The sequence below is a fragment of the Neoaquamicrobium sediminum genome (assembly GCF_013240295.1).
In the GTDB taxonomy this organism is placed as follows: Bacteria; Pseudomonadota; Alphaproteobacteria; order Rhizobiales; family Rhizobiaceae; genus Aerobium; species Aerobium sediminum.
The window spans coordinates 19,959-39,862 of sequence record NZ_JABETK010000004.1 but is presented as its reverse complement, the minus strand read 5'-3'; the positions used below and the strand labels follow the sequence as shown (position 1 = coordinate 39,862).

Below are 19,904 nucleotides of genomic sequence, written 5' to 3'. Positions count from 1 at the left end.
GTTTCATCTTTATTGACTTAATGCAATAGTACGATCATCGTGATGGTAAAGGGGAGGATGCGCCATGCGATTTGTCAAAGAATCTCTTGCGGCAACTGCGATACTGTCCTGTCTTACGTTCGCTTCATACGCTGCGGATCACCGCGTGATGCCTGGGCCGAACGCAAATGAAGAGCTCATTGAAGTGCTTATTCTGGCAGAACCGGGCGATACCGTGACCATTGCGGCGGGGCGTTATGATCTGGTCGATGGGTTATCGCTCGACGTCGACGAGGTGACGGTTCGCGGCGAAGGCGCCAACCGAACAGTCCTCTCATTCAAGGGGCAGGCCGGCGCTGGCGAGGGGTTGCTGGTAACATCTGACCGGGTTGTGCTGGAGGACTTCGCTGTCGAGGACACCAAGGGCGACGGCGTCAAGTCGAAGGGCTCGGATCAGATCACCTTTCGCAACCTGCGCGTCGAGTGGACGGGCGGACCAAAGCCCGAAAACGGTGCCTATGGGGTCTATCCCGTTTCCTCCAGCAACGTGCTGATCGAGGGCGTGACGGTTCGCGGCGCATCCGATGCCGGCATCTATGTCGGACAGAGCGAAGACATCATCGTTCGCAACTCGGTTGCCGAATACAATGTTGCGGGCATCGAGATCGAGAATTCCTACAGGGCTGACGTCTACGGAAACACCGCGCGCCACAACACCGGCGGCATCCTCATTTTCGACCTGCCGAACCTGCCTGTTCAGGGCGGGCACGACATACGCGTCTTCGACAACGACGTGATGGACAACGACACGCCCAATTTCGCGCCCGAAGGCAACATCGTCGGGATCGTGCCAAAGGGCATGGGCGTGATGGTGATGGCCAACCGCAACGTGCACGTCTTCGGCAACCGGTTCGACCGCAACGGCACGACCCATGTGCTGATCGCGGCCTACCCGAACGACTATGAAGACGACGCCTACATGTTCGTGCCGCGCGGCGTCTATGTGCACGGCAATACCTATGGCGAGGGCGGCGGCGAGCCGGATGGCGAAGTCGGCAAGATCATTTCCGACGTCTCCGGAACGCCGGTGCCGGACATCGTCTGGGACGGGGTGACGCGGATCCCGGAATATTTCTCATGGGTGTCGGCTGCGGACCGGATCTATATCGACGAAGCGGACGACACGACCTTCGCCAATCTCAAGATGATCTCGCAGATGCTCCTGCCGTGGGGCTGGTGGCCGGACAAGGACATTGCCGGCTACAAGGGCTCCCTGCCGGAGCCGGAGCCGGTGACGCTCCCGCAGGACAAGGGCGTGTAAGCGAAATGCGGCAATTGAGCCTTGCCGTCGAACGGCTGGGCGGCGCTGCGGTCGCATTGTTACTCTATTGCTGTGCCGCCGCTGCTGCCCCTTCCGACACGGCGATCATGGCCGACAAACCGCCGAAGCTTTTGTCGGAATTCGGGTTTTTCTCGGATGCGCGCGCGCAGGTGCCGACAGAAGGTGTCGTGCCGTTCGAGCCACATACCGCGCTGTTTTCGGATGGCGCGCTGAAGTTTCGTTTCGTCTACGTGCCGGAAGGCGAGGCTGCGCGCTATGTTGCCGACGAGGCGTTCGTGTTTCCGGTCGGATCGGCGTTGATCAAGAGCTTTGCCTTTCCGGCCGATTTCCGCACCCCCTATGAAAAAGTCCGGCTTATCGAAACGCGGGTGATGCTGCTGCACGAGGACGGCTGGCAGAGTTGGGCCTATCTCTGGAACGAGGAGCAGAGCGACGCAGAGATCAAGATTGCCGGCGCGAAGGTCGACGTCGCAACGATCGATGAAAGCGGGGAGCCCGTCTCATTCACTTATTCCGTGCCGAACAAGAACCAGTGCAAGGGCTGCCATCAGCTTGCCGGAGAAATCGTGCCGCTGGGGCCGAAGGCACGCAATCTCAACTTCGAGTTCCAGTATGACGACGGACCGGCGAACCAGCTCGAACGCTGGCGGGAGGCAGGCCTGCTGGAGGGTCTGCCGGAGGATATCGCCGCGATCGACGCGGTGCCAGATTGGCGCGACGAGAGCGCGGACCTCAATGCACGCGCAAGAGCATGGCTCGATGTGAATTGCGCGCATTGCCACCGCCGGGAGGGGCCTGCCAGCAATTCGGGGCTCTATCTAACCTGGGGTGAGGCGATCGGTCCGGCACTCGGCGTCCACAAGCGCCCCGTTGCAGCCGGGCGGGGCTCCGGCGGCAGGCTTTTCGACATAGCGCCGGGGAGCCGGATGGCTCTATCCTGAACTTTCGCGTTGAGAGCACCGAACCAGGCATCATGATGCCGGAACTGGGCCGTGCGCGCGAGGATACCGCCGCGGCCGCGCTTCTGCGGGAGTGGGTTTCAAGCCTGCGCTAGCGCTACAAAGGCCCTGAGGCTTGGCCCGCGGTTGCTGATACGATCGTTGCTATAGCCTACGCTCTGCCACATTTGGGGAGCATGACGTCGCTTTCCAGCCAGCCAAATGGGGAATGCCGACTGGTGGTTGGCGTGTGGATACTGCATTTGCACGGGTTTACCACGCGGACAGCATTTCGTAACCGTTACTAATATATTGTGATACCTACGCGGTGAATTCTCGTGGCAGACCTTATTCGGGCGTAAGTAAGACTGGGGACTCTAGAGCAAGAATGACCAGGCAGTATTTCGGAACCGACGGTATCCGGGGGCGCGCAAACAGGCTTCCGATGACCGCCGAGGTGGCAATGCGTGTGGGCATGGCCGTCGGCATGTCTTTCCAGCGTGGAAGCCACCGCCACCGGGTCGTGCTGGGCAAGGACACGCGACTTTCAGGCTATATGATCGAAAACGCGATGGTTGCCGGGTTCTGCGCGGCGGGCATGGATGTGTTCCTGCTCGGCCCGATCCCGACGCCAGGCGTAGCCATGCTGGTGCGCTCGCTGCGTGCCGACATAGGCGTCATGATTTCCGCCTCGCACAACCCGTATTACGACAACGGCATCAAGCTGTTCGGACCCGACGGTTACAAGCTTTCCGACGAGATCGAGGCGCGCATAGAGCAGCTGCTGGACCGTGACGTCGACATTGCGCTGGCCGATGCGGATGCGTTGGGTCGCGCCAAGCGCGTCGACGGCGTGCATGATCGCTATATCGAGTTCGCCAAGCGGACGCTGCCGCGGTCGATGTCGTTGTCGGGCCTTCGCATCGTCGTCGATTGCGCAAACGGTGCCGGTTACAAGGTCGCGCCTGCCGCCCTGTGGGAACTGGGCGCGGAAGTGATCGCGATCAATTGCGAGCCGAACGGCCTGAACATCAACGAGGATTGCGGCTCCACGCATCCGCTGGGCCTGTCGAAGAAGGTTCACGAGGTGCGCGCCGATATCGGCATCGCGCTTGACGGCGATGCCGACCGTGTCGTGATCGTCGATGAGACCGGCGCCATAGTCGACGGTGATCAGCTCATGGCCATGATTGCCGAAAGCTGGCATCGTAACGGCCGTCTGGCCGGCGGCGGCCTGGTGACGACCGTGATGTCCAATCTCGGCCTCGAGCGTTATATGGACGACCTCGGCCTTTCGCTTCACCGCACGAAGGTCGGCGATCGCTATGTGGTCGAGCATATGCGCGCTCACGGCTTCAATGTCGGCGGCGAACAGTCGGGCCATGTCGTTCTGTCTGACTTCTCGACCACGGGTGACGGGCTGGTATCCGCGTTGCAGGTGCTGGCCTGCATCAAGCGCGCCGACAAACCGGTAAGCGAGGTGTGCCGCAAGTTCGAGCCGGTGCCACAGGTGCTCAAGAACGTTCGCTTTAGCGGCGGCAGCGCTCCGCTGGAGGACAAGTCGGTAAAGGCCGCCATCGACGACGCCCGAGCCCGTCTGGGCGAAAAGGGCAGGCTGGTCATCCGGCCCTCGGGTACGGAGCCGCTGATCCGCGTGATGGCGGAGGCCGACGACAAGGTGCTTGTAGAGCAGGTGGTCGACGACATCATCGGCGTCATTGCCGATGTCAAAAGCGCCGCCTGATTCATCGGCAATACGTGAAGTTTTCGAGGCCCGCGCGAGCGGGCCTTTTTGCATCTGCTGCTGGAAATTAGCCGGAACGTAGTTAATCCTCAAGGTTAATCAGCACTTAACCTTTACCCTGCATTATCCATCTCGACTTAGCCGACGCCTTACGCGTCTGTCGTTGCCGAATCCTGGAGGGCGGACCTCATGCTGAAATACCTTATGCCTGCCGCGGCAGGAGCCGCATTGCTGGTCACCACGGCACTGCCTGCCGCTGCTGCTGATCTCTACGAGCCACCGGTCATCACCTACGAGCCGGAGCCGGTACCGGTTTATGGTGGGTGGTATCTGCGCGGCCATCTCGGCATGTCCAACCAGCGCGTCAAAAGCCTCTACAACGTGCTGTTCGACGATATGGGACCGGACAACAACTTCGCGGTCGTCGACAAGAACTTCGAGTCCGGCCCGACCTTCGGCGTCGGCGCGGGTTACCAGATCAACGACTATCTGCGCCTTGATGGTATGGTCGAATATCGCGGTGAGGTCGGCTTCCATGGCCTCGACACCTGGGTTGACGATGACGGCAACAACCGCTTCAACAACTACACCGGCAAGAAGTCGGAATGGCTGCTGATGGCCAACGCCTATGCCGATCTCGGCGATTTCGGCGGCTTCGTGCCCTATGTCGGCGCCGGTGTCGGTGCCAGCCGCGTCACCATTCATTCGTTCCGCGATGCCGGCATCGACCCGTCCGGTGCGCCGACGCTCGCTTATGCCGACGCGGCTTCGAAGTGGAACTTCGCCTGGGCCCTGCATGCAGGTGTCGGCTTCAAGGCCACCGACCGCATGACCATCGATCTCGGCTACAGCTTCGTCAATCTGGGTGACGGACGGACGGGCGATATCGTCACCTATGACGGGCAGAACCTGATCGACAACCCGATGCACTTCCGCGACATCACCTCGCACGACTTCAAGCTCGGCGTGCGCTACGCGCTCAACTAGAATTCGAGCAAGCCAGACCAACGAAAAAGCCCGGTTCCGCCGGGCTTTTTCTTTGTCGCAGTTTTCGGCCAACCCGCGCGCTAACTCTCTGTTATCCTTAACCGTGGCTTAACCAAGATGGTTAAGAATGCTCATGACGACACCAGCGGCCGCAGCGGGGGCCGCGCCCTGTGGAGTGTGATTCATGAGCATCAGAAAACGCCTCATCGCCACCTGCGCCGCCTTTGCCGTACTTCCGGCCGCGCAGGGTCTTGCTGCCGACTACGATCCGCCGATCATCATCGAGCAGGCGCCGGAATGGGTGCCCGTCGAGATCGGCTCGGGCTGGTATCTGCGCGGCGACGTCAGCTACAATTTAGGCGATCCGGTCTACGACTTCGAATTGTTGGGCGAAACCACCTCGAACCGCCGTTTCGGTGGCGGCGTCGGTGTGGGTTATCACCTGACCGACAATTTCCGCGTTGACGCGACGCTGGCCTATCTCGGCAGTGACCGCTACCGCTACGATGACGGCTTTGATTTCGGCGAAGCATCCCACACGGCCTGGAGCGGTCTCGTGAACGGCTATTGGGACATCGCGACCGTGATGGGCGTGACGCCCTATGTCGGCGCCGGCGTCGGCGCGACCTACTCGAAGCATCATGTGAACATCGATTCGCCGACGCTCGGCGTCTTCGACGAATGGTCGGACAGGCAAACGAACTTTGCCTATGCGTTGATGGCAGGCGCGAGCTACAAGGTTTCTCAGAACGCCTCCATCGATGTCGGATACCAGTTCCTGCACACGGCGGGGATGGAATATCTCGACACCGACACCTTCACGATTGCGGAAGGCGTCAAGCAGCACCAGATCAAGGTTGGCTTGCGCTACGATCTCTGGTAGTGAGCCGCTCATCTCAGGCAACCGCGGCGGGCTCCGGCCCGCCGTTTTGCGTTTTGCCGACCCGCGAGCACGAAGTGGGTAGCTCGACTGCGACGTTTATTTTGCTCTTGACGCCGCAAGCCTGAAGGCATATCGCCGTCCGTGGGCCACCCCTCCCCAACGAGGGGCGTGCTATCTGAAAGGGTAGAACCACAATGACGACATTTGCCAAGCCGGACGTGCGTCCGGCCAATCCCAATTTTTCTTCCGGACCCTGCACCAAGCGCCCTGGCTGGACGCTTGAAGCACTCGCCGATGCGCCGCTCGGACGGTCGCATCGGGCCAAGATCGGCAAGGCGAGGCTCGAACGGGCGATCGAACTCACCCGCGACGTTCTGCGCGTGCCGGCCGACTGGCGTATCGGCATCGTGCCGGCTTCCGACACGGGCGCCGTCGAAATGGCGCTCTGGTCGCTGCTCGGCGAGCGCGGCGTCGACATGGTCGCCTGGAATCGTTCGGCTCCGGCTGGGTGACCGACGTGGTCAAACAGCTCAAGCTCGCCGACGCCCGCAAGATCGAGGCTAGCTACGGCGAACTGCCCGATCTCGACCAGATCGACTTCTCCCGCGACGTGGTCTTCACCTGGAACGGAACGACGTCCGGCGTGCGCGTGCCGAATGCGGATTTCATCCCGGCGGACCACGAGGGCCTGACGATCTGCGATGCCACCTCGGCCGCCTTTGCCCAGCCGCTCGACTTCTCGAAGCTCGATGTGGTGACCTTCTCCTGGCAGAAGGTGCTGGGCGGCGAAGCCGCGCACGGGATGCTGATCCTCAGCCCGCGCGCCGTCGAGCGGCTGGAAAGCTATACGCCGGCATGGCCGCTGCCGAAGATCTTCCGGCTCACCAAGGGCGGCAAGCTGATCGAAGGCATCTTCAAGGGCGAGACCATCAACACGCCGTCGATGCTGTGCGTCGAAGACTATATCGACGCGCTCGAATGGGCTGTCTCCGTCGGCGGGCTTGATGGGCTCGTGCAGCGGGCCGACGCCAATTTCGCGGTCATCGACGCCTTTGTCGCAAAGAGCCCCTGGCTAGGCCATCTGGCCGTCGAGCCGTCAACGCGCTCCAACACCTCGGTGTGCCTGTCCATCGTCGATCCAGACATTGTCGCCCTCGACAAGGAAGCGCAGGCTGCGTTTGCCAAGAGCATGGTGTCGCTGCTCGACAAGGAAGGTGTCGCCTATGACATCGGCCATTATCGGGACGCGCCTCCCGGACTGCGCATCTGGGCCGGGGCGACCGTCGAGACAACTGATCTCGAGCGGCTGATGCCATGGCTCGACTGGGCTTTCACGACCCAGAAGGCTGCGCTCAAGGCGGCTGCCTGACGCCATTCAAAGGCCGCGCCAAGCGGCCTTCCATTCCCGTTTTCCAAGACATGACGAAGGAGGCCATCATGGCGCCCCGCGTACTCGTTTCCGACAAACTCTCCCCGACTGCGGTCCAGATATTCAAGGACCGTGGCGTCGAGGTCGACTACCTGCCGGATCTCGGCAAGGACAAGGAAAAGCTGCTCGAGGTGATCGGGCAGTATGACGGCCTTGCGATCCGCTCCGCCACCAAGGTGACCGAGAAGCTGATCGCGGCCGCGACCAATCTCAAGGTCGTGGGCCGCGCCGGTATCGGCGTCGACAATGTCGACATTCCGGCTGCATCGCGTCGCGGTATCATCGTGATGAACACGCCTTTCGGCAATTCGATCACGACCGCCGAACACGCGATCGCGCTGATGTTCGCGGTGGCGCGGCAGCTTCCCGAGGCCAATGCGTCGACCCATGCCGGCAAGTGGGAAAAGAACCGCTTCATGGGTGTCGAGATCACCGGCAAGACGCTGGGCGTGATCGGCTGCGGCAATATCGGCTCTATCGTCGCCATGCGTGGCGTCGGCCTGAAGATGCACGTGATCGCCTACGACCCGTTCCTTTCGGAAGGTCGCGCATCCGAGCTGGGCGTCGAAAAGGTCGAGCTGGAAGACATCTTCGCGCGGTCGGACTTCATCACGCTGCACACGCCGATGACCGACCGCACGCGCGGGATCATCAACAAGGAGGCCTTCGCCAAGATGAAGGACGGTGTGCGCATCATCAACTGCGCGCGCGGCGGCCTGATCGTCGAGGCAGACCTGATCGAAGCGCTGAAAAGCGGCAAGGTTGCGGGCGCCGGCATCGACGTCTTCGAGACCGAGCCGGCCACCGACAGCCCGCTGTTCGGCATGGAGAACGTGGTCTGTACGCCGCATCTCGGCGCGTCGACCTCCGAGGCGCAGGAAAACGTGGCCCTGCAGGTTGCCGAGCAGATGTCGGACTACCTCGTTAAGGGCGCGGTTTCCAACGCGATCAACATGCCGTCGATCACGGCGGAGGAAGCGCCGCGGTTGAAGCCCTTCATCAAGCTCGCCGAGGTACTTGGCGCATTCGTCGGCCAGGTGACCGAAGAGCCGATCCAGGAGGTCGAGATTCTGTTCGACGGCTTGACGGCCGAAATGAATACCCGCGCGCTGGTGTCTGCAACGCTGGCCGGGCTGATCCGTCCGCAGGTTGCCGACGTGAACATGGTTTCGGCCCCGATCATGGCTAAGGAGCGGGGCGTGATCCTGTCGGAGGTCAAGCGCGACAAGTCCGGCGTGTTCGACGGCTACATCAAGCTGACGGTCAAGACCAAGAGCAAGACGCGCACGATCGCTGGCACCTGCTTCTCGGACGGCAAGCCGCGCTTCATCCAGATCAAGGGCATCAATCTCGACGCCGAGGTGGGCGAGCACATGCTCTACACCACCAATGCCGACGTACCGGGGATAATCGGTCTTCTGGGATCGATCTGCGGCTCGAAGGGCGTCAACATCGCCAACTTCCAGCTTGGCCGCAACAAACCGGGCGGCGACGCGATTGCGCTGCTCTATCTCGACGCACCGTTCCCGCAGGACGTTCTGGCGGAGCTACGCGCCGATCCCAAGATCGAGTCGGCCAAGCCGCTGCATTTCGACGTGGCAGCTTAAGGCGCCAAAGGAACCAAACCAGCCTCCCAAGGCTTATCTTGAACGCTCGTGCGAAAGCGCGGGCGTTCCTTTATGTTGGGGGTGTCGTGAATTCCGGCAAGATTTCAGCGCAGGCGCTGCGTGTCGCGATCGTCGGTGGCGGGCCGCGCGGGCTGGCGGCTGTCGAGGCGTTGGCGGACCATATGCGTGATCGCACGGCCGCCGTGACAGTGTTTGAGACGCACGCGGCGCTGGGCGCCGGACCCAATTATGCGCCGGAGCAGACGCCGCTCAACCTTCTCAACATTCCCTTGCGCGCGATTGACCTGCCTGTGCCGAAGCACGGCCAGTCATTCGATGCCTGGCTGGACGGAGCGTATGGCCCTGATGACTATCCGCCCCGTGCGGTGATCGGGGCTTATCTGCGGGCTCGATTTGCGGCCCTGCGTGAAAGGTTGCCGATGGAGGTCATCGGTCACCACGTAGTAGCCTGCGAGCCGGGGAAGGCCGGTTGGCTGCTGCGCACGGACGCGGGAATCGATCACGGCCCGTTCGACGAGGTGCTCCTGTGCCCAGGCCATCAGCCGGTGAAGGACCGGCAGATAAAGCGCTGGCGCGAACATGTGTGCGAGGCAGATGCGGTATTGTGCGAAGCCTATCCCAGTGCGGCCCTGTTGGCGGCGACGGATTGGCAAGGCAGGACTGTTGCGATCCGTGGCTTCGGCCTTGCGATGATCGATGTCACGAGAGTGCTGACAGAGGGCTTGGGAGGGCGGTTCGAGACCGAAAGTGATGGCCGACTGACCTACATCGCCAGCGGTCGTGAACCGGCAAAGCTGGTGCCTTTTTCGCTTAACGGTATTCCGCCGGCGCCGAAGCCGGCAACTGCGACAGCAGATCAGCCCTACATCGTCGAGGAGCGTGAGCGGCTTGCCTTCCGCGATGCGGTTGCCAGCGTGATGGAACTGGCTGACGGCGATCTGGAGCCGATTTTCGACATTCTGGCGGCGATGGCCGGCGCACGGCTGCCGGAACACGACAAGGGCGCGGTGCTTGCCTGGCTGCGCGACGGCGCCGAGGACGACCCCGATGTGCCGGACGATGAGCAGCCGGCGGAGGCGATGAGGCTTTATCTCGCGATGGCGCTGGGCAAGGCTAAGCCCTCTGTCGGCTACGTTACCGGGCAGGTCTGGCGGCACCTGCAGAACGATCTGCGCATCGCCTACAACCCGGCGCCTAAAACCGCTGCGGTCGCTGAAGCGCTGATACCGTTCGACGATGGCCTGAAGCGGTTCTCGTACGGGCCTCCGGCCGCGGCCACCGCGAGGCTATTGGCTCTCATCGACGCGGGAAAGCTGACACTACGTCGGGTGGACGATCCCGATATCGAACTAGCCGATGGCGGCTGGCGTATTGCCGAGAACGGAGGGGCGGATGTGGCAACGGCGATGGTGGATTCTGTCCTCGCTGGGCCGAACATCGCCAAAGTGTCTTCACCCTTGATAGCCGGTTTGCGTGAGCACGGGTTTGTCTCGCAGCTTGGCAAGGGGCTCGGTGCATCGGTCCGACCGGACGGAAGGATCATCGATGCAAACGGCGAGCCGGTGGAGGGCCTTTCGCTGCTGGGCAGGCTCGCCAACGGGTCCGTGATTGCCACCGATTCCCTGCACGACTGCTTCGGCGAAGCGGTGAGACGCTGGGCCAGACGTGTGGCTGGCAGATGATAGATCAGGAACCGGCGGCCCGTTTCCTGCCGCTCTGTTCGGCCAGCCAGATGCCGCCCAGCACCATCACCAGCGCGATCGCATGGTAGAGATGGAAGGCTTCGCCAAGAATCAGGATCGACAGAAGCGTGCCGAAGATCGGCACCAGATTGATGAACAGACCCGCGCGGTTGGCGCCGATCAGTTCGACGCCGCGCATGTAGAAGGCCTGCGAGGCGATGGAGGGCAGGATGGCTGTGTAGACCACGATCATCCATCCGCCGGTGTCCGGCCAGGTTACCCGCTCGGTCGTGATTTCCCACGCCGCGAACGGGATCGAGGACAGGAAGGCGGCGAAGCACATGACGAGCATGAGGCTCTTCCAGTGGATCGCCGGCTTGTACCGCAACGCCACGGTGTAGCCGCCGTAAAGCACGATCGCCGCGAGCATCAGCGCATCGCCGAAATTGACGTCGAGTTCGGCCAGCCTCGTCAGGTCGCCGTGGCTCGCTGTCAGCGCCACCCCCACCAGGGACAGGGTAAAGCCGACGATCTGGCCAGGCGAGACGCCCATTCGGTAAAGCAGGAAGTTGGCGAGGAAGATGAACATCGGCATGCCGGCCTGCTCGATCGACACGTTGATTGCAGTGGTGAAGGTGAGCGCCGAATACATCGCCGCGTTGAACATGGTGAAGCCCGCCGTGCCTAGCAGAAAGAGAAGCGGCAGATTACGTTTTACCACGGACCAGTCGCGGCGAAGCTGCGGCAGTCCTATCGCTGCGATGACAAGCACGGCTAGCGCCCAGCGCAGTGTCGTAAGCAACATCGGGGATATGTGACCGACGGCCAGCTTTCCCGCAATCGCGTTGCCGCCCCAGAACAGGGTGGTCAGGATGAGGAGCAGATAGGCATTGCGGAACATGGATGCGGCCGGCCGGAGCAGAATGCTGAACTGGGACCCCGCCTAGCCGCCCGTGCCCGCGGGCGCAATGTGCCAAGGACGGATAAATCGCGGCAAAGTCGTGAGCGAACGCGGCAAGTGGGGGTCGCGTATCGAAAGACTTGACGTTATAGAGGCCTGTCATTTTGCCGGGCAGGGCCGCCCGGCCTCATCAGAAGGGAAGTTTCCATGGCCAATGTGGTGGTCGTCGGTTCGCAGTGGGGCGACGAAGGCAAGGGCAAGATCGTCGACTGGCTGTCTCAGCGCGCCGACGTGGTCGTGCGCTTCCAGGGCGGACACAATGCCGGCCACACGCTGGTGGTCGACGGCAAGGTCTACAAGCTGTCGCTGCTGCCTTCCGGCGTCGTACGCGAGGGCAAGCTGTCGGTGATCGGCAACGGCGTCGTCTTCGATCCGCACGCGTTTGTGGCCGAATTGTCGCGAATCCGCGAACTTGGGGTCGATATCGGCCCGGATCGCCTGAAAATAGCCGAAAACACCGCTCTTATCCTGTCGCTTCATCGTGAACTTGACGGGTTCCGCGAGGATGCTGCCTCGAATTCCGGCACCAAGATAGGAACCACACGGCGCGGCATTGGCCCTGCCTATGAGGACAAGGTCGGGCGCAGGGCAATCAGGGTCATGGATCTCGCGGACATGGAAACGCTGCCGACCAAGGTCGACAGGCTCTTGACCCACCACAACGCCCTGCGGCGCGGACTGGGCCATGGCGAGGTCGCACATGAAACCATCATGCAGGAACTGACCTCGGTGGCCGATCAGGTGCTGCCCTACATGGATCGCGTGTGGAAAATCCTCGACGACGACGCGCGCCGGGCTGGCGAGCGAATACTGTTCGAGGGTGCGCAGGGTACGCTTCTCGACATTGACCAGGGCACCTATCCGTTCGTCACCTCGTCGAACACGATCGCCGGACAGGCCGCGACCGGTTCCGGTGTCGGTCCGGGCGCGATCGGATATGTTCTGGGCATCACCAAAGCGTATACGACGCGCGTCGGCGAAGGGCCGTTTCCGACCGAGCAGGATAACGAGGTTGGCGAGTTCCTTGGCACGCGCGGCCACGAGTTCGGCACGGTGACGGGGCGCAAGCGCCGCTGTGGCTGGTTCGACGCCGTCCTGGTGCGCCAGGCCGTCGCCGTCAACGGCATCGACGGCATCGCGCTGACCAAGCTCGACGTGCTGGACGGACTGGACGAAATCAGGGTCTGCACCGGTTATCGGCTCGATGGCGAGACGATCGACTACCTGCCGGCAAGCCAGGGCGCGCAGGCGCGCGTCGAGCCGATCTACGAGACGCTCGAGGGCTGGAAGGAACGACGGCCGGCGCGCGGAGCTGGAACGACCTGCCAGCACAGGCCGTAAAATATGTGCGCTACATCGAGGAACTGATCGGCGCGCCGGTGGCGCTGCTGTCGACCAGCCCCGAGCGCGAGGATACGATACTTGTTACGGACCCGTTTCAAGACTAGGTTTGGCAACCCTTTCCGGGACCGTTGATTTGGTCCTCTGCCGACCCGGAAACATGCGAGGACGATACAGAGAATGGCGGATTTCGTTGCGGTTCTGAGAAAGACGATCGACGCGCTCGGCGACAACACACCCGAGATGCGCGAGAAAGTCTATGACAAGGCCCGCGCCACCATCGAAGCGAAGCTGGCGGCGATCAACCCGCCGCCGCCTGCGGCCGTAGTTGACCGGCAGCGGAAGGCGCTGGAGGACGCGATAGCCGTTCTTCGCGCCGACTATGCCGAGGCAGATGACAGCGAGGATGACGACAGCCTCAACGACGCTTTCGCGACCCTTGAAGGCATAGGCACGCCGGCTCCCGCGACATCCGCGTCGGCTGCTGTACCAGAAGCTGAGGCGGCCAAGCCCGTGGTCGCGCCAGTTTCCACAGCGGCGCCCGACCGTCCCCTGGCCGGAGAGCGGCCTGCCGCAGCGTCGTCTGCCGTCGATCCTGCCGCCGATGATTTCGCACCACAAGATGATGTAACGCCAGAAGCTTCCGATAAGCCTGAGACCTTTGCTGCACCGGCGCGGGAGCGCAGCGCGCCTAGCGCATCCAGAAACCGCACGGGCCTGATGATTGGAGCATTGGTCCTTCTGCTGTTGGTTGCGGGCGCTGGCTATGCCGTGTGGATGAACCGTGACGACCTGTCGACGGTAGTCAGCACGGATGCGGGCCAGGACGAGCAGCAGGCAGCCGCGCCTGAAGGTGCGGAGACCCCAGAGGAACTCAACCAGACACCGCCTGAAGAACCCGCTGCCGAAGAAGACGTCGCGAATCTTCCTGCTGCGGAGGAGCCGGAGACATCACCGGCACCGGCCGAGCAGCCGACGACAGACAGCGAGCCGGAGAAGTTCACCCAGCGTCTGATGCCCGATGGCAGCGAAGTCGATGAAGGTCCGGCCGGTGGCGAGCCGACTGTCGGCGAGGGAACGTCCATTGCATCGGTGGCCCAGCCGGAGGCCGGTCCTTCCGAGCCGGCACAGGCTGGTGAAAATCAGACCGCAGCCGAGTCCAGCGAACAAGGCGGCGAGCAGTCCGCGCAGCCCTCGGTCGCCGTCGGCCAGCGGGCGATCTTCTATGAGGAACGCACCAGCGCGGCACAGGGCTCGGCAGAGGCCGGATCGATCGTCTGGTCGACGGTGCAGGAATCGCCCGGCGGGGATCTGCCGCCGGAGCCGGCCATCCGCGCTGAAGCGACGATCCCCGGCAAGGACATCCAGCTTCGCATGACGATCCGCCGCAATGGCGACCAAACGTTGCCGGCAAGCCATATCATCGAGATGATTTTCCTGACCCCGGAAGGTTTCGAGGGCGGCGCGATCTCGAATGTCTCGCGCATCGCCTTCAAGGAAACGGAACAGGCGCCGGGTAATCCGCTGATCGGCATTCCGGCAAAGATCGCCGACGGCTTTTTCCTGATCGCGCTCGGGGATGCGCCCGCCGAGGTCGAGGCCAACACGACGCTGCTGCGTCGGCAGAGCTGGGTCGATATTCCGATCGTGTACCAGTCCGGTCGCCGCGCGCTGCTTTCACTTGAAAAGGGCATTCCGGGCGACCGCGTCTTCCAGGACGTCCTGCGCGCGTGGGATGAGGCCAGCAGCGGCTGAACCTTCTGTTTTCAGTTTGAACCAAAGAAAAGCCGCCGGATCTTGCGACCCGGCGGCTTTTGATTGTCACGCTACCGCGCCACCGTCAGTGGGCAGGCTCCGCATCAATGGTGCGCAGCGACTGGGCCTGACGGCGCGCCGCGGCCTTGACCGCGTCCTGAACCTTCTCGAAGGCACGAACCTCGATCTGGCGCACGCGTTCGCGGCTGATGTCGAACTCGGACGACAGCTCTTCAAGCGTCATCGGCTCTTCCGAGAGACGACGAGCCTCAAAGATGCGGCGCTCACGGTCGTTCAGCACAGACATGGCGCCGGCCAGCATGTCGCGGCGATTGTCCAGTTCGTCCTGCTCGATCAACATGGCTTCCTGGCTTTCGTGATCGTCCACGAGCCAGTCCTGCCACTCGCCAGATTCGCCTTCGGATGCCCGGATCGGGGCATTAAGCGACGCATCGCCCGAGAGGCGGCGGTTCATCGAGACGACCTCTTCCTCGGAAACGTTGAGGCGGGTGGCGATCTCGGTGATCTGCTCCGGCTTAAGATCGCCCTCGTCGAGCGCCTGAATCTTGCCCTTCACCTTACGCAGGTTGAAGAACAGCCGCTTCTGGTTGGCGGTGGTGCCCATCTTCACGAGGCTCCACGAGCGCAGGATATACTCCTGGATCGATGCCTTGATCCACCACATGGCATAGGTCGCGAGGCGGAAGCCGCGCTCGGGCTCGAACTTCTTGACGGCCTGCATGAGGCCGACATTGCCTTCCGAAATGACCTCGCCGATCGGCAGCCCATAGCCGCGATAGCCCATGGCGATCTTGGCCACGAGGCGCAGATGGCTTGTCACCAGCTTGTGAGCGGCGCCGGTGTCTTCATGCTCATGGTACCGCTTGGCGAGCATGTACTCTTCCTGCGGCTGGAGCATGGGAAAACGTCTGATTTCCTCGAGATAGCGGGAAAGTCCGCCTTCTCCGGAAACGATACTGGGTAGTGACTGGGCCATGAAGCGCCCTCCCTCATCTTGCGTGTTCTGCCCCCAAGTATGGCGGGCATCCGGCGCAGCCGCATTCTGGCGCACAACGCCGTTAGACCTTCAATATAGGTGTGTTTGCGGCAAAATCAGGGTCTGTGAACACAGGAAACAGTGTGTCACCCGGGCTTGAACAGCCGGGGCAACCCTCGTGATTTAGGTATTGCCACCCTTGGTCTTCAAGTCCCAACGGCGAAAAGCGTCGAGGAGTTCCGCGAGATCGACCGGGTGGGGTGCCTCGAAACGCATCAACGCATCCGTGGTTGGGTGACGGAAGGCGAGCAGTCGCGCATGAAGTGCCTGCCGTGGGAAGGCGCGGACAAGGCTGCCGAGCGGCTCTTCCAGCTTGTTGGCCTTGGTGAAGAAGGCTTTGCCGTATTCTTGATCGCCCAGCAGCGGGTGGCCGATATGGGCCATGTGAACGCGAATTTGGTGGGTGCGCCCCGTTTCGAGCCGGCATTCCACCAGCGACGCCATGGCGGTGGCATCCGGTTTCTCGCCGAAGCGTTCCTGAATGGTGAAATGGGTGACGGCATGGCGCGCGTCGGGTGCCGTCTCGCGAACCACGGCCTGTCGGGTGCGATCCGTTCCCGATCGACCCAGCGGCGCATCGACCGTCCCGGTGACGCGCGCAGGCGAGCCCCAGACCAGCGCGTCATAGGCGCGTTCGAGGTCGCCGGTGCGGCCGTGGTCGGCGAATGCCTCCGACAGTGCCCGGTGGGTTCGGTCGTTCTTGGCGACGACGAGCACGCCGCTCGTATCCTTATCCAGCCGGTGCACAATACCCGGCCGGCGAACGCCGCCAATACCGGACAGCGATGCGCCGCAGTGGTGGATGAGCGCATTGACCAGCGTGCCCGTCCAGTTGCCCGCTCCGGGGTGGACGACAAGACCCGCGGGCTTGTTGACGACCACAAGGTCGTCGTCCTCGAACAGGATGTCGAGCGGTATGTCCTCGCCTTCGGGGGCGGCAGGTTCCGGCTCGGGCATCGCCAGCACGACGCGGTCGCCCATCGCCAGCTTACGCTTGGGCTCGGCCACGGGCGCATCGTTGACGCTGACCGCACCTTCGCGGATCAGCGCCTGGATGCGGCTGCGCGAAAGGTCCGGGCCGAGGCGCGCGGCGAGCCACTGATCGATGCGCTCGCCGCTTGTATCGGCGACGAACTCTTTCAATGCGGCTTCGGCTTCGTTATCAGGATCGCTCATCGATCAACCGGACCCGACATGCCCATGGCCGCCCCCTAGACGACGAACAGGAAAAGCCGCTCGACCCGCGGTCGAAAGGGTCCGGCGCAAGCTTGTGCGGTTCGTCGCGATCAATCTGGGGCTCCTGTTTCTCGCCCTTATGGCGGTGGTGGTCGCCATTGTCTACCGCGCCAGCCGCGTTGAGGGGCCTGCATCCGCCGCCGTCTCGGAACTGCCGATGCCGGCGGACGGCACCGTACTCGAAGGCGAGATCGCGCTGCCGCGCGGCGCGCGCATCGTCAGCCACGCGCTTTCGGGCAGTGTGCTGAGCCTGCAGCTTGAGCTGCCCGACGGAGGGCGCTCGATCCTGCTCTACGACACGGTCCGTGGCGAACCCGTCGGCCGCTTTGCGGTTCGCGAGGCGGAATGAGCGCCGGCAGCATAAGGGCCGGTAGGCCTATGCTCGGCCGGCTCGCCACCGTCGCAATCGTCGTGCGCGATTATGACGAAGCGGTCGCCTGGTACCGCGACCGGCTCGGCCTCGATGTGGTCGAAGACACCGACATGGGCGAAGGCAAGCGCTGGGTGGTTGTCGCGCCGTCATCGGGCGCCGGCGCGCGCATCCTGCTTGCGAAGGCGTCGGGCGAGGTGCAGCAGAGCCGTATCGGCAACCAGACCGGCGGGCGTGTGGGCTTCTTTTTCGAGACCGACGATTTTGCGCGCGACCATGCCCGCATGATCGCCCAGGGCATTGTTTTCAAGGAAGAACCGCGTCACGAGCCTTACGGCACCGTGGCCGTCTTTGCCGATCTCTACGGCAATCTCTTCGACTTGATCGAGCCACGCACGGCAGCCGCGACCAAGGAATAGCGCCCGACCGAAAAATCAGCGGCTGCAACAGGAAATGGACTTGGCGAGGTTGCATTCGCCAAAATTCCCCTCTATATCGCCGGTTCTGGCAAGCGCCCATCGTCTAGCGGTCAGGACGGCGCCCTCTCACGGCGCAAACAGGGGTTCGATTCCCCTTGGGCGTACCAGATTTTCCATCTCCGAAATTCAAGCAGTAGCCTCCTCGCTCTGCGCTAGTGTGTGCCTTCTGCAACTATCCTGATGATCCGAAATGGCAGCCGCAGTCGAGCGTTGCAGCTTGCACAATCTCGCCACTTTCCCGCCGCAGATACGGCGGTGGGGCGGGATTGCAGTTCAGGTAATGCAGATGAAGCTGTGGTTCACGACTCCCATTTGTGCCGCGATGCTCGCGACAGCGACTACCGGCTGTGTGCGGACATCCGACGGTAGTATCCAGCCGGGCTACGCACCGACGATCGGCCGGGCAGGGCCGGTGCCGGTCGTCATGTTCGAGCCGGTTCGGCACCAGCCAAGCGATACGCTGCGATACAGGCCGGCGCCTTCGCCTGAACCGCCGCCGGAAGCGTTCAATCCGCCGCCCGTTTATCGGGCCGCACGGCGGACGACGACGTCGTCGATGGCACAGGTTGAACCATTGGCCTCCACGGTGAGCTGCGGACCGATGGCAACCGCGACCGGTCGCGTCAGGGTCGAGTGCCGCTAGCTGCGGCGTGACCGCAGCCGACGCTCCGGAACCTACTTGGTCGCTACCGGGATGTTCGGCTAGTGTGCTTGGCCAATCAGCCGGAGTGCATGCCTTGCCGATCACGGATAATCTCGGCCTTTCCCTCAGCGGAGCGAGCGCTGCCAGCCTAGAGCCGTATCACGAGGCGCTGCGCGGTCTTCAATGCTTCATCGGCGATCCGATCGCAGCGCTCGACCGGGCGCTGTCGAGCGATCCGGATTTCGTCATGGCGCATGTGTTGAAGGGTTATCTCTACGGCCTGTCGACCGAGCGGGCCGCCCAGCCGGTTACGCAAGGCTGTTTCGAGGCCGCGCGTGCGTTGCCGGCGACCGAGCGGGAGCGGCGCCATGTGGCCGCGCTCGGCGAGTTGTCGGCAGGGCGCTGGCACAAGGCCTCGCAACTGCTCGAGGATTTGACGATTGACGAGCCGCGCGACGCGCTGGCGCTACAGGCCGGACACCAGATCGACTTCTTCACCGGCAATGCGCGCATGCTGCGCGACCGCATCGCGCGGGCTCTACCCGTCTGGGACGAGACGATGCCCGGCTATCACGCCATGCTCGGCATGCATGCGTTCGGGCTGGAGGAAACAGCCGACTATGCAAGGGCCGAAGCGCAGGGACGCCGCGCGGTGGATCTGGAACCACGCGACGGCTGGGCGCAGCATGCGGTGGCGCATGTTATGGAAATGCAGTGCCGGCAGCGCGACGGCATCGCCTGGATGCGCACCAACACCGACAACTGGACGAAGGACAGCTTCCTCCAAGTGCATAACTGGTGGCACCTGGCGCTTTATCATTTCGAACTGGGCGAGGCCGATCAGGTGCTATCGCTCTATGACGGCCCGATCTTCGGCGCGCAATCGACCATCGCGCTGAACATGGTAGACGCCTCAGCGCTGCTGTGGCGACTTCATCTCGTCAGCGTCGATGTAGGCGGTCGGTGGGCTGCACTGGCGACAAATTGGGAGCCGCATGCGGGCTCGGCCAACTACGCCTTCAACGACGCCCATGCGATGATGGCCTTCGTGGGCGCCAGCCGGTCCGACCTCGCCCGGCGGCTGCTGGCGGCCCAGGATGCCGCGATCGGAGAGGAGGGCGACAACGCCGCCTTCACCCGCGATGTCGGTCAGCCGGTGACGCGCGCCATTCTTGCCTTCGGCGACGGCGACTATGGCGAGACGGTGCGCCTTCTCAAGCCCATACGCCGCATTGCCCACCGCTTCGGTGGCAGCCACGCCCAGCGCGACGTGATTGATCTGACGCTGATCGAGGCGGCGTTTCGAGCCGGGAACCAGGCGCTGTCGGCAGCGCTTGCGGCAGAGCGCCGTGACGCCCGGCCCGATAGCCCGTTGTCGCAGCTCTTCGCCCGCCGCGCAGGGCTAATTGCGGCCTGATCGCGTTGGGAACCGATTTTTTGCGGATTGCGA

At 63.0% G+C, this 19,904-nt stretch carries 14 protein-coding genes, 1 tRNA gene and 2 pseudogenes; 14 read left to right on the top strand and 3 right to left on the bottom strand.

Annotation, left to right across the window (positions count from 1 at the left end):
• Positions 1-184 precede the first annotated feature (184 nt).
• From HK436_RS26105 to HK436_RS26070, 8 genes and pseudogenes are all read left to right on the top strand, one after another.
• Positions 185-1,300 (top strand): parallel beta-helix domain-containing protein, encoded by a 1,116-nt coding sequence (locus HK436_RS26105; RefSeq protein WP_206680592.1) that lies wholly within the window; start codon positions 185-187, stop codon positions 1,298-1,300.
• 14 nt (positions 1,301-1,314) lie between these two features.
• A complete protein-coding gene (locus tag HK436_RS26100) occupies positions 1,315-2,262 on the top strand; it encodes an SO2930 family diheme c-type cytochrome (RefSeq protein WP_173194602.1) in 948 nt (315 codons plus the stop codon).
• A gap of 385 nt (positions 2,263-2,647) precedes the next feature.
• A complete protein-coding gene (gene glmM, locus HK436_RS26095) occupies positions 2,648-4,003 on the top strand; it encodes a phosphoglucosamine mutase (protein ID WP_173194601.1) in 1,356 nt (451 codons plus the stop codon).
• A gap of 189 nt (positions 4,004-4,192) precedes the next feature.
• Positions 4,193-4,990, top strand: coding sequence for an outer membrane protein (locus HK436_RS26090; protein WP_173194600.1), 798 nt, complete (start codon positions 4,193-4,195; stop codon positions 4,988-4,990).
• Positions 4,991-5,174: 184 nt separating this feature from the next.
• Positions 5,175-5,873 (top strand): outer membrane protein, encoded by a 699-nt coding sequence (locus HK436_RS26085; protein WP_173194599.1) that lies wholly within the window; start codon positions 5,175-5,177, stop codon positions 5,871-5,873.
• 194 nt (positions 5,874-6,067) lie between these two features.
• Positions 6,068-7,242 (top strand): annotated as a pseudogene (locus HK436_RS26080) (phosphoserine transaminase).
• Between the two features lie 68 nt (positions 7,243-7,310).
• Positions 7,311-8,909 (top strand): phosphoglycerate dehydrogenase, encoded by a 1,599-nt coding sequence (gene serA, locus HK436_RS26075; RefSeq protein ID WP_173194598.1) that lies wholly within the window; start codon positions 7,311-7,313, stop codon positions 8,907-8,909.
• Between the two features lie 86 nt (positions 8,910-8,995).
• A complete protein-coding gene (locus tag HK436_RS26070; RefSeq protein WP_173194597.1) occupies positions 8,996-10,612 on the top strand; it encodes an FAD/NAD(P)-binding protein in 1,617 nt (538 codons plus the stop codon).
• 4 nt (positions 10,613-10,616) lie between these two features.
• Here HK436_RS26070 and HK436_RS26065 read toward each other — a convergent pair whose 3' ends face one another.
• The gene (locus tag HK436_RS26065; protein WP_173194596.1) at positions 10,617-11,513 is read right to left on the bottom strand and encodes a DMT family transporter; all 897 of its coding nucleotides are present in this window, start codon (positions 11,511-11,513) and stop codon (positions 10,617-10,619) included.
• Between the two features lie 207 nt (positions 11,514-11,720).
• Here HK436_RS26065 and HK436_RS26060 point away from each other — a divergent pair.
• Positions 11,721-13,021 (top strand): annotated as a pseudogene (locus HK436_RS26060) (adenylosuccinate synthase).
• A 73-nt stretch (positions 13,022-13,094) separates the two neighbouring features.
• A complete protein-coding gene (locus HK436_RS26055) occupies positions 13,095-14,669 on the top strand; it encodes a hypothetical protein (protein ID WP_173194595.1) in 1,575 nt (524 codons plus the stop codon).
• A gap of 85 nt (positions 14,670-14,754) precedes the next feature.
• On the opposite strand, the gene rpoH is transcribed toward HK436_RS26055, so the two are convergent.
• Both rpoH and HK436_RS26045 read right to left on the bottom strand, forming a co-directional pair.
• On the bottom strand, positions 14,755-15,666 hold the full coding sequence (rpoH, locus tag HK436_RS26050; RefSeq protein WP_173194594.1) for an RNA polymerase sigma factor RpoH: 912 nt from the start codon (positions 15,664-15,666) through the stop codon (positions 14,755-14,757).
• A 183-nt stretch (positions 15,667-15,849) separates the two neighbouring features.
• The gene (locus tag HK436_RS26045) at positions 15,850-16,902 is read right to left on the bottom strand and encodes an RluA family pseudouridine synthase (protein WP_173194593.1); all 1,053 of its coding nucleotides are present in this window, start codon (positions 16,900-16,902) and stop codon (positions 15,850-15,852) included.
• 94 nt (positions 16,903-16,996) lie between these two features.
• Here HK436_RS26045 and HK436_RS26040 point away from each other — a divergent pair, with 94 nt between their 5' ends.
• From HK436_RS26040 to HK436_RS26025, 4 genes are all read left to right on the top strand, one after another.
• On the top strand, positions 16,997-17,311 hold the full coding sequence (locus HK436_RS26040) for a fimbrial protein (protein ID WP_312860762.1): 315 nt from the start codon (positions 16,997-16,999) through the stop codon (positions 17,309-17,311).
• Entirely contained in the window at positions 17,308-17,751 is a 444-nt protein-coding gene (locus HK436_RS26035) for a VOC family protein (protein WP_206680591.1), read from the top strand. Before HK436_RS26040 ends, HK436_RS26035 begins: the two co-directional genes overlap by 4 nt.
• A 92-nt stretch (positions 17,752-17,843) precedes the next feature.
• Positions 17,844-17,918: transfer RNA gene (locus tag HK436_RS26030), tRNA-Glu, on the top strand.
• A gap of 636 nt (positions 17,919-18,554) precedes the next feature.
• On the top strand, positions 18,555-19,871 hold the full coding sequence (locus HK436_RS26025) for a tetratricopeptide repeat protein (RefSeq protein WP_376769224.1): 1,317 nt from the start codon (positions 18,555-18,557) through the stop codon (positions 19,869-19,871).
• Positions 19,872-19,904 lie beyond the last annotated feature (33 nt).

What these genes read in the sequence shown, in the direction of transcription:
- HK436_RS26065 (WP_173194596.1), bottom strand. Translation starts at nt 11,513, where the DNA reads ATGTTCCGCAATGCCTATCTGCTCCTCATCCTGACCACCCTGTTCTGG.
- HK436_RS26045 (WP_173194593.1), bottom strand. Translation starts at nt 16,902, where the DNA reads ATGAGCGATCCTGATAACGAAGCCGAAGCCGCATTGAAAGAGTTCGTC.
- serA (WP_173194598.1), top strand. Translation starts at nt 7,311, where the DNA reads ATGGCGCCCCGCGTACTCGTTTCCGACAAACTCTCCCCGACTGCGGTC.
- HK436_RS26090 (WP_173194600.1), top strand. Translation starts at nt 4,193, where the DNA reads ATGCTGAAATACCTTATGCCTGCCGCGGCAGGAGCCGCATTGCTGGTC.
- HK436_RS26055 (WP_173194595.1), top strand. Translation starts at nt 13,095, where the DNA reads ATGGCGGATTTCGTTGCGGTTCTGAGAAAGACGATCGACGCGCTCGGC.
- HK436_RS26085 (WP_173194599.1), top strand. Translation starts at nt 5,175, where the DNA reads ATGAGCATCAGAAAACGCCTCATCGCCACCTGCGCCGCCTTTGCCGTA.
- rpoH (WP_173194594.1), bottom strand. Translation starts at nt 15,666, where the DNA reads ATGGCCCAGTCACTACCCAGTATCGTTTCCGGAGAAGGCGGACTTTCC.
- HK436_RS26035 (WP_206680591.1), top strand. Translation starts at nt 17,308, where the DNA reads ATGAGCGCCGGCAGCATAAGGGCCGGTAGGCCTATGCTCGGCCGGCTC.
- glmM (WP_173194601.1), top strand. Translation starts at nt 2,648, where the DNA reads ATGACCAGGCAGTATTTCGGAACCGACGGTATCCGGGGGCGCGCAAAC.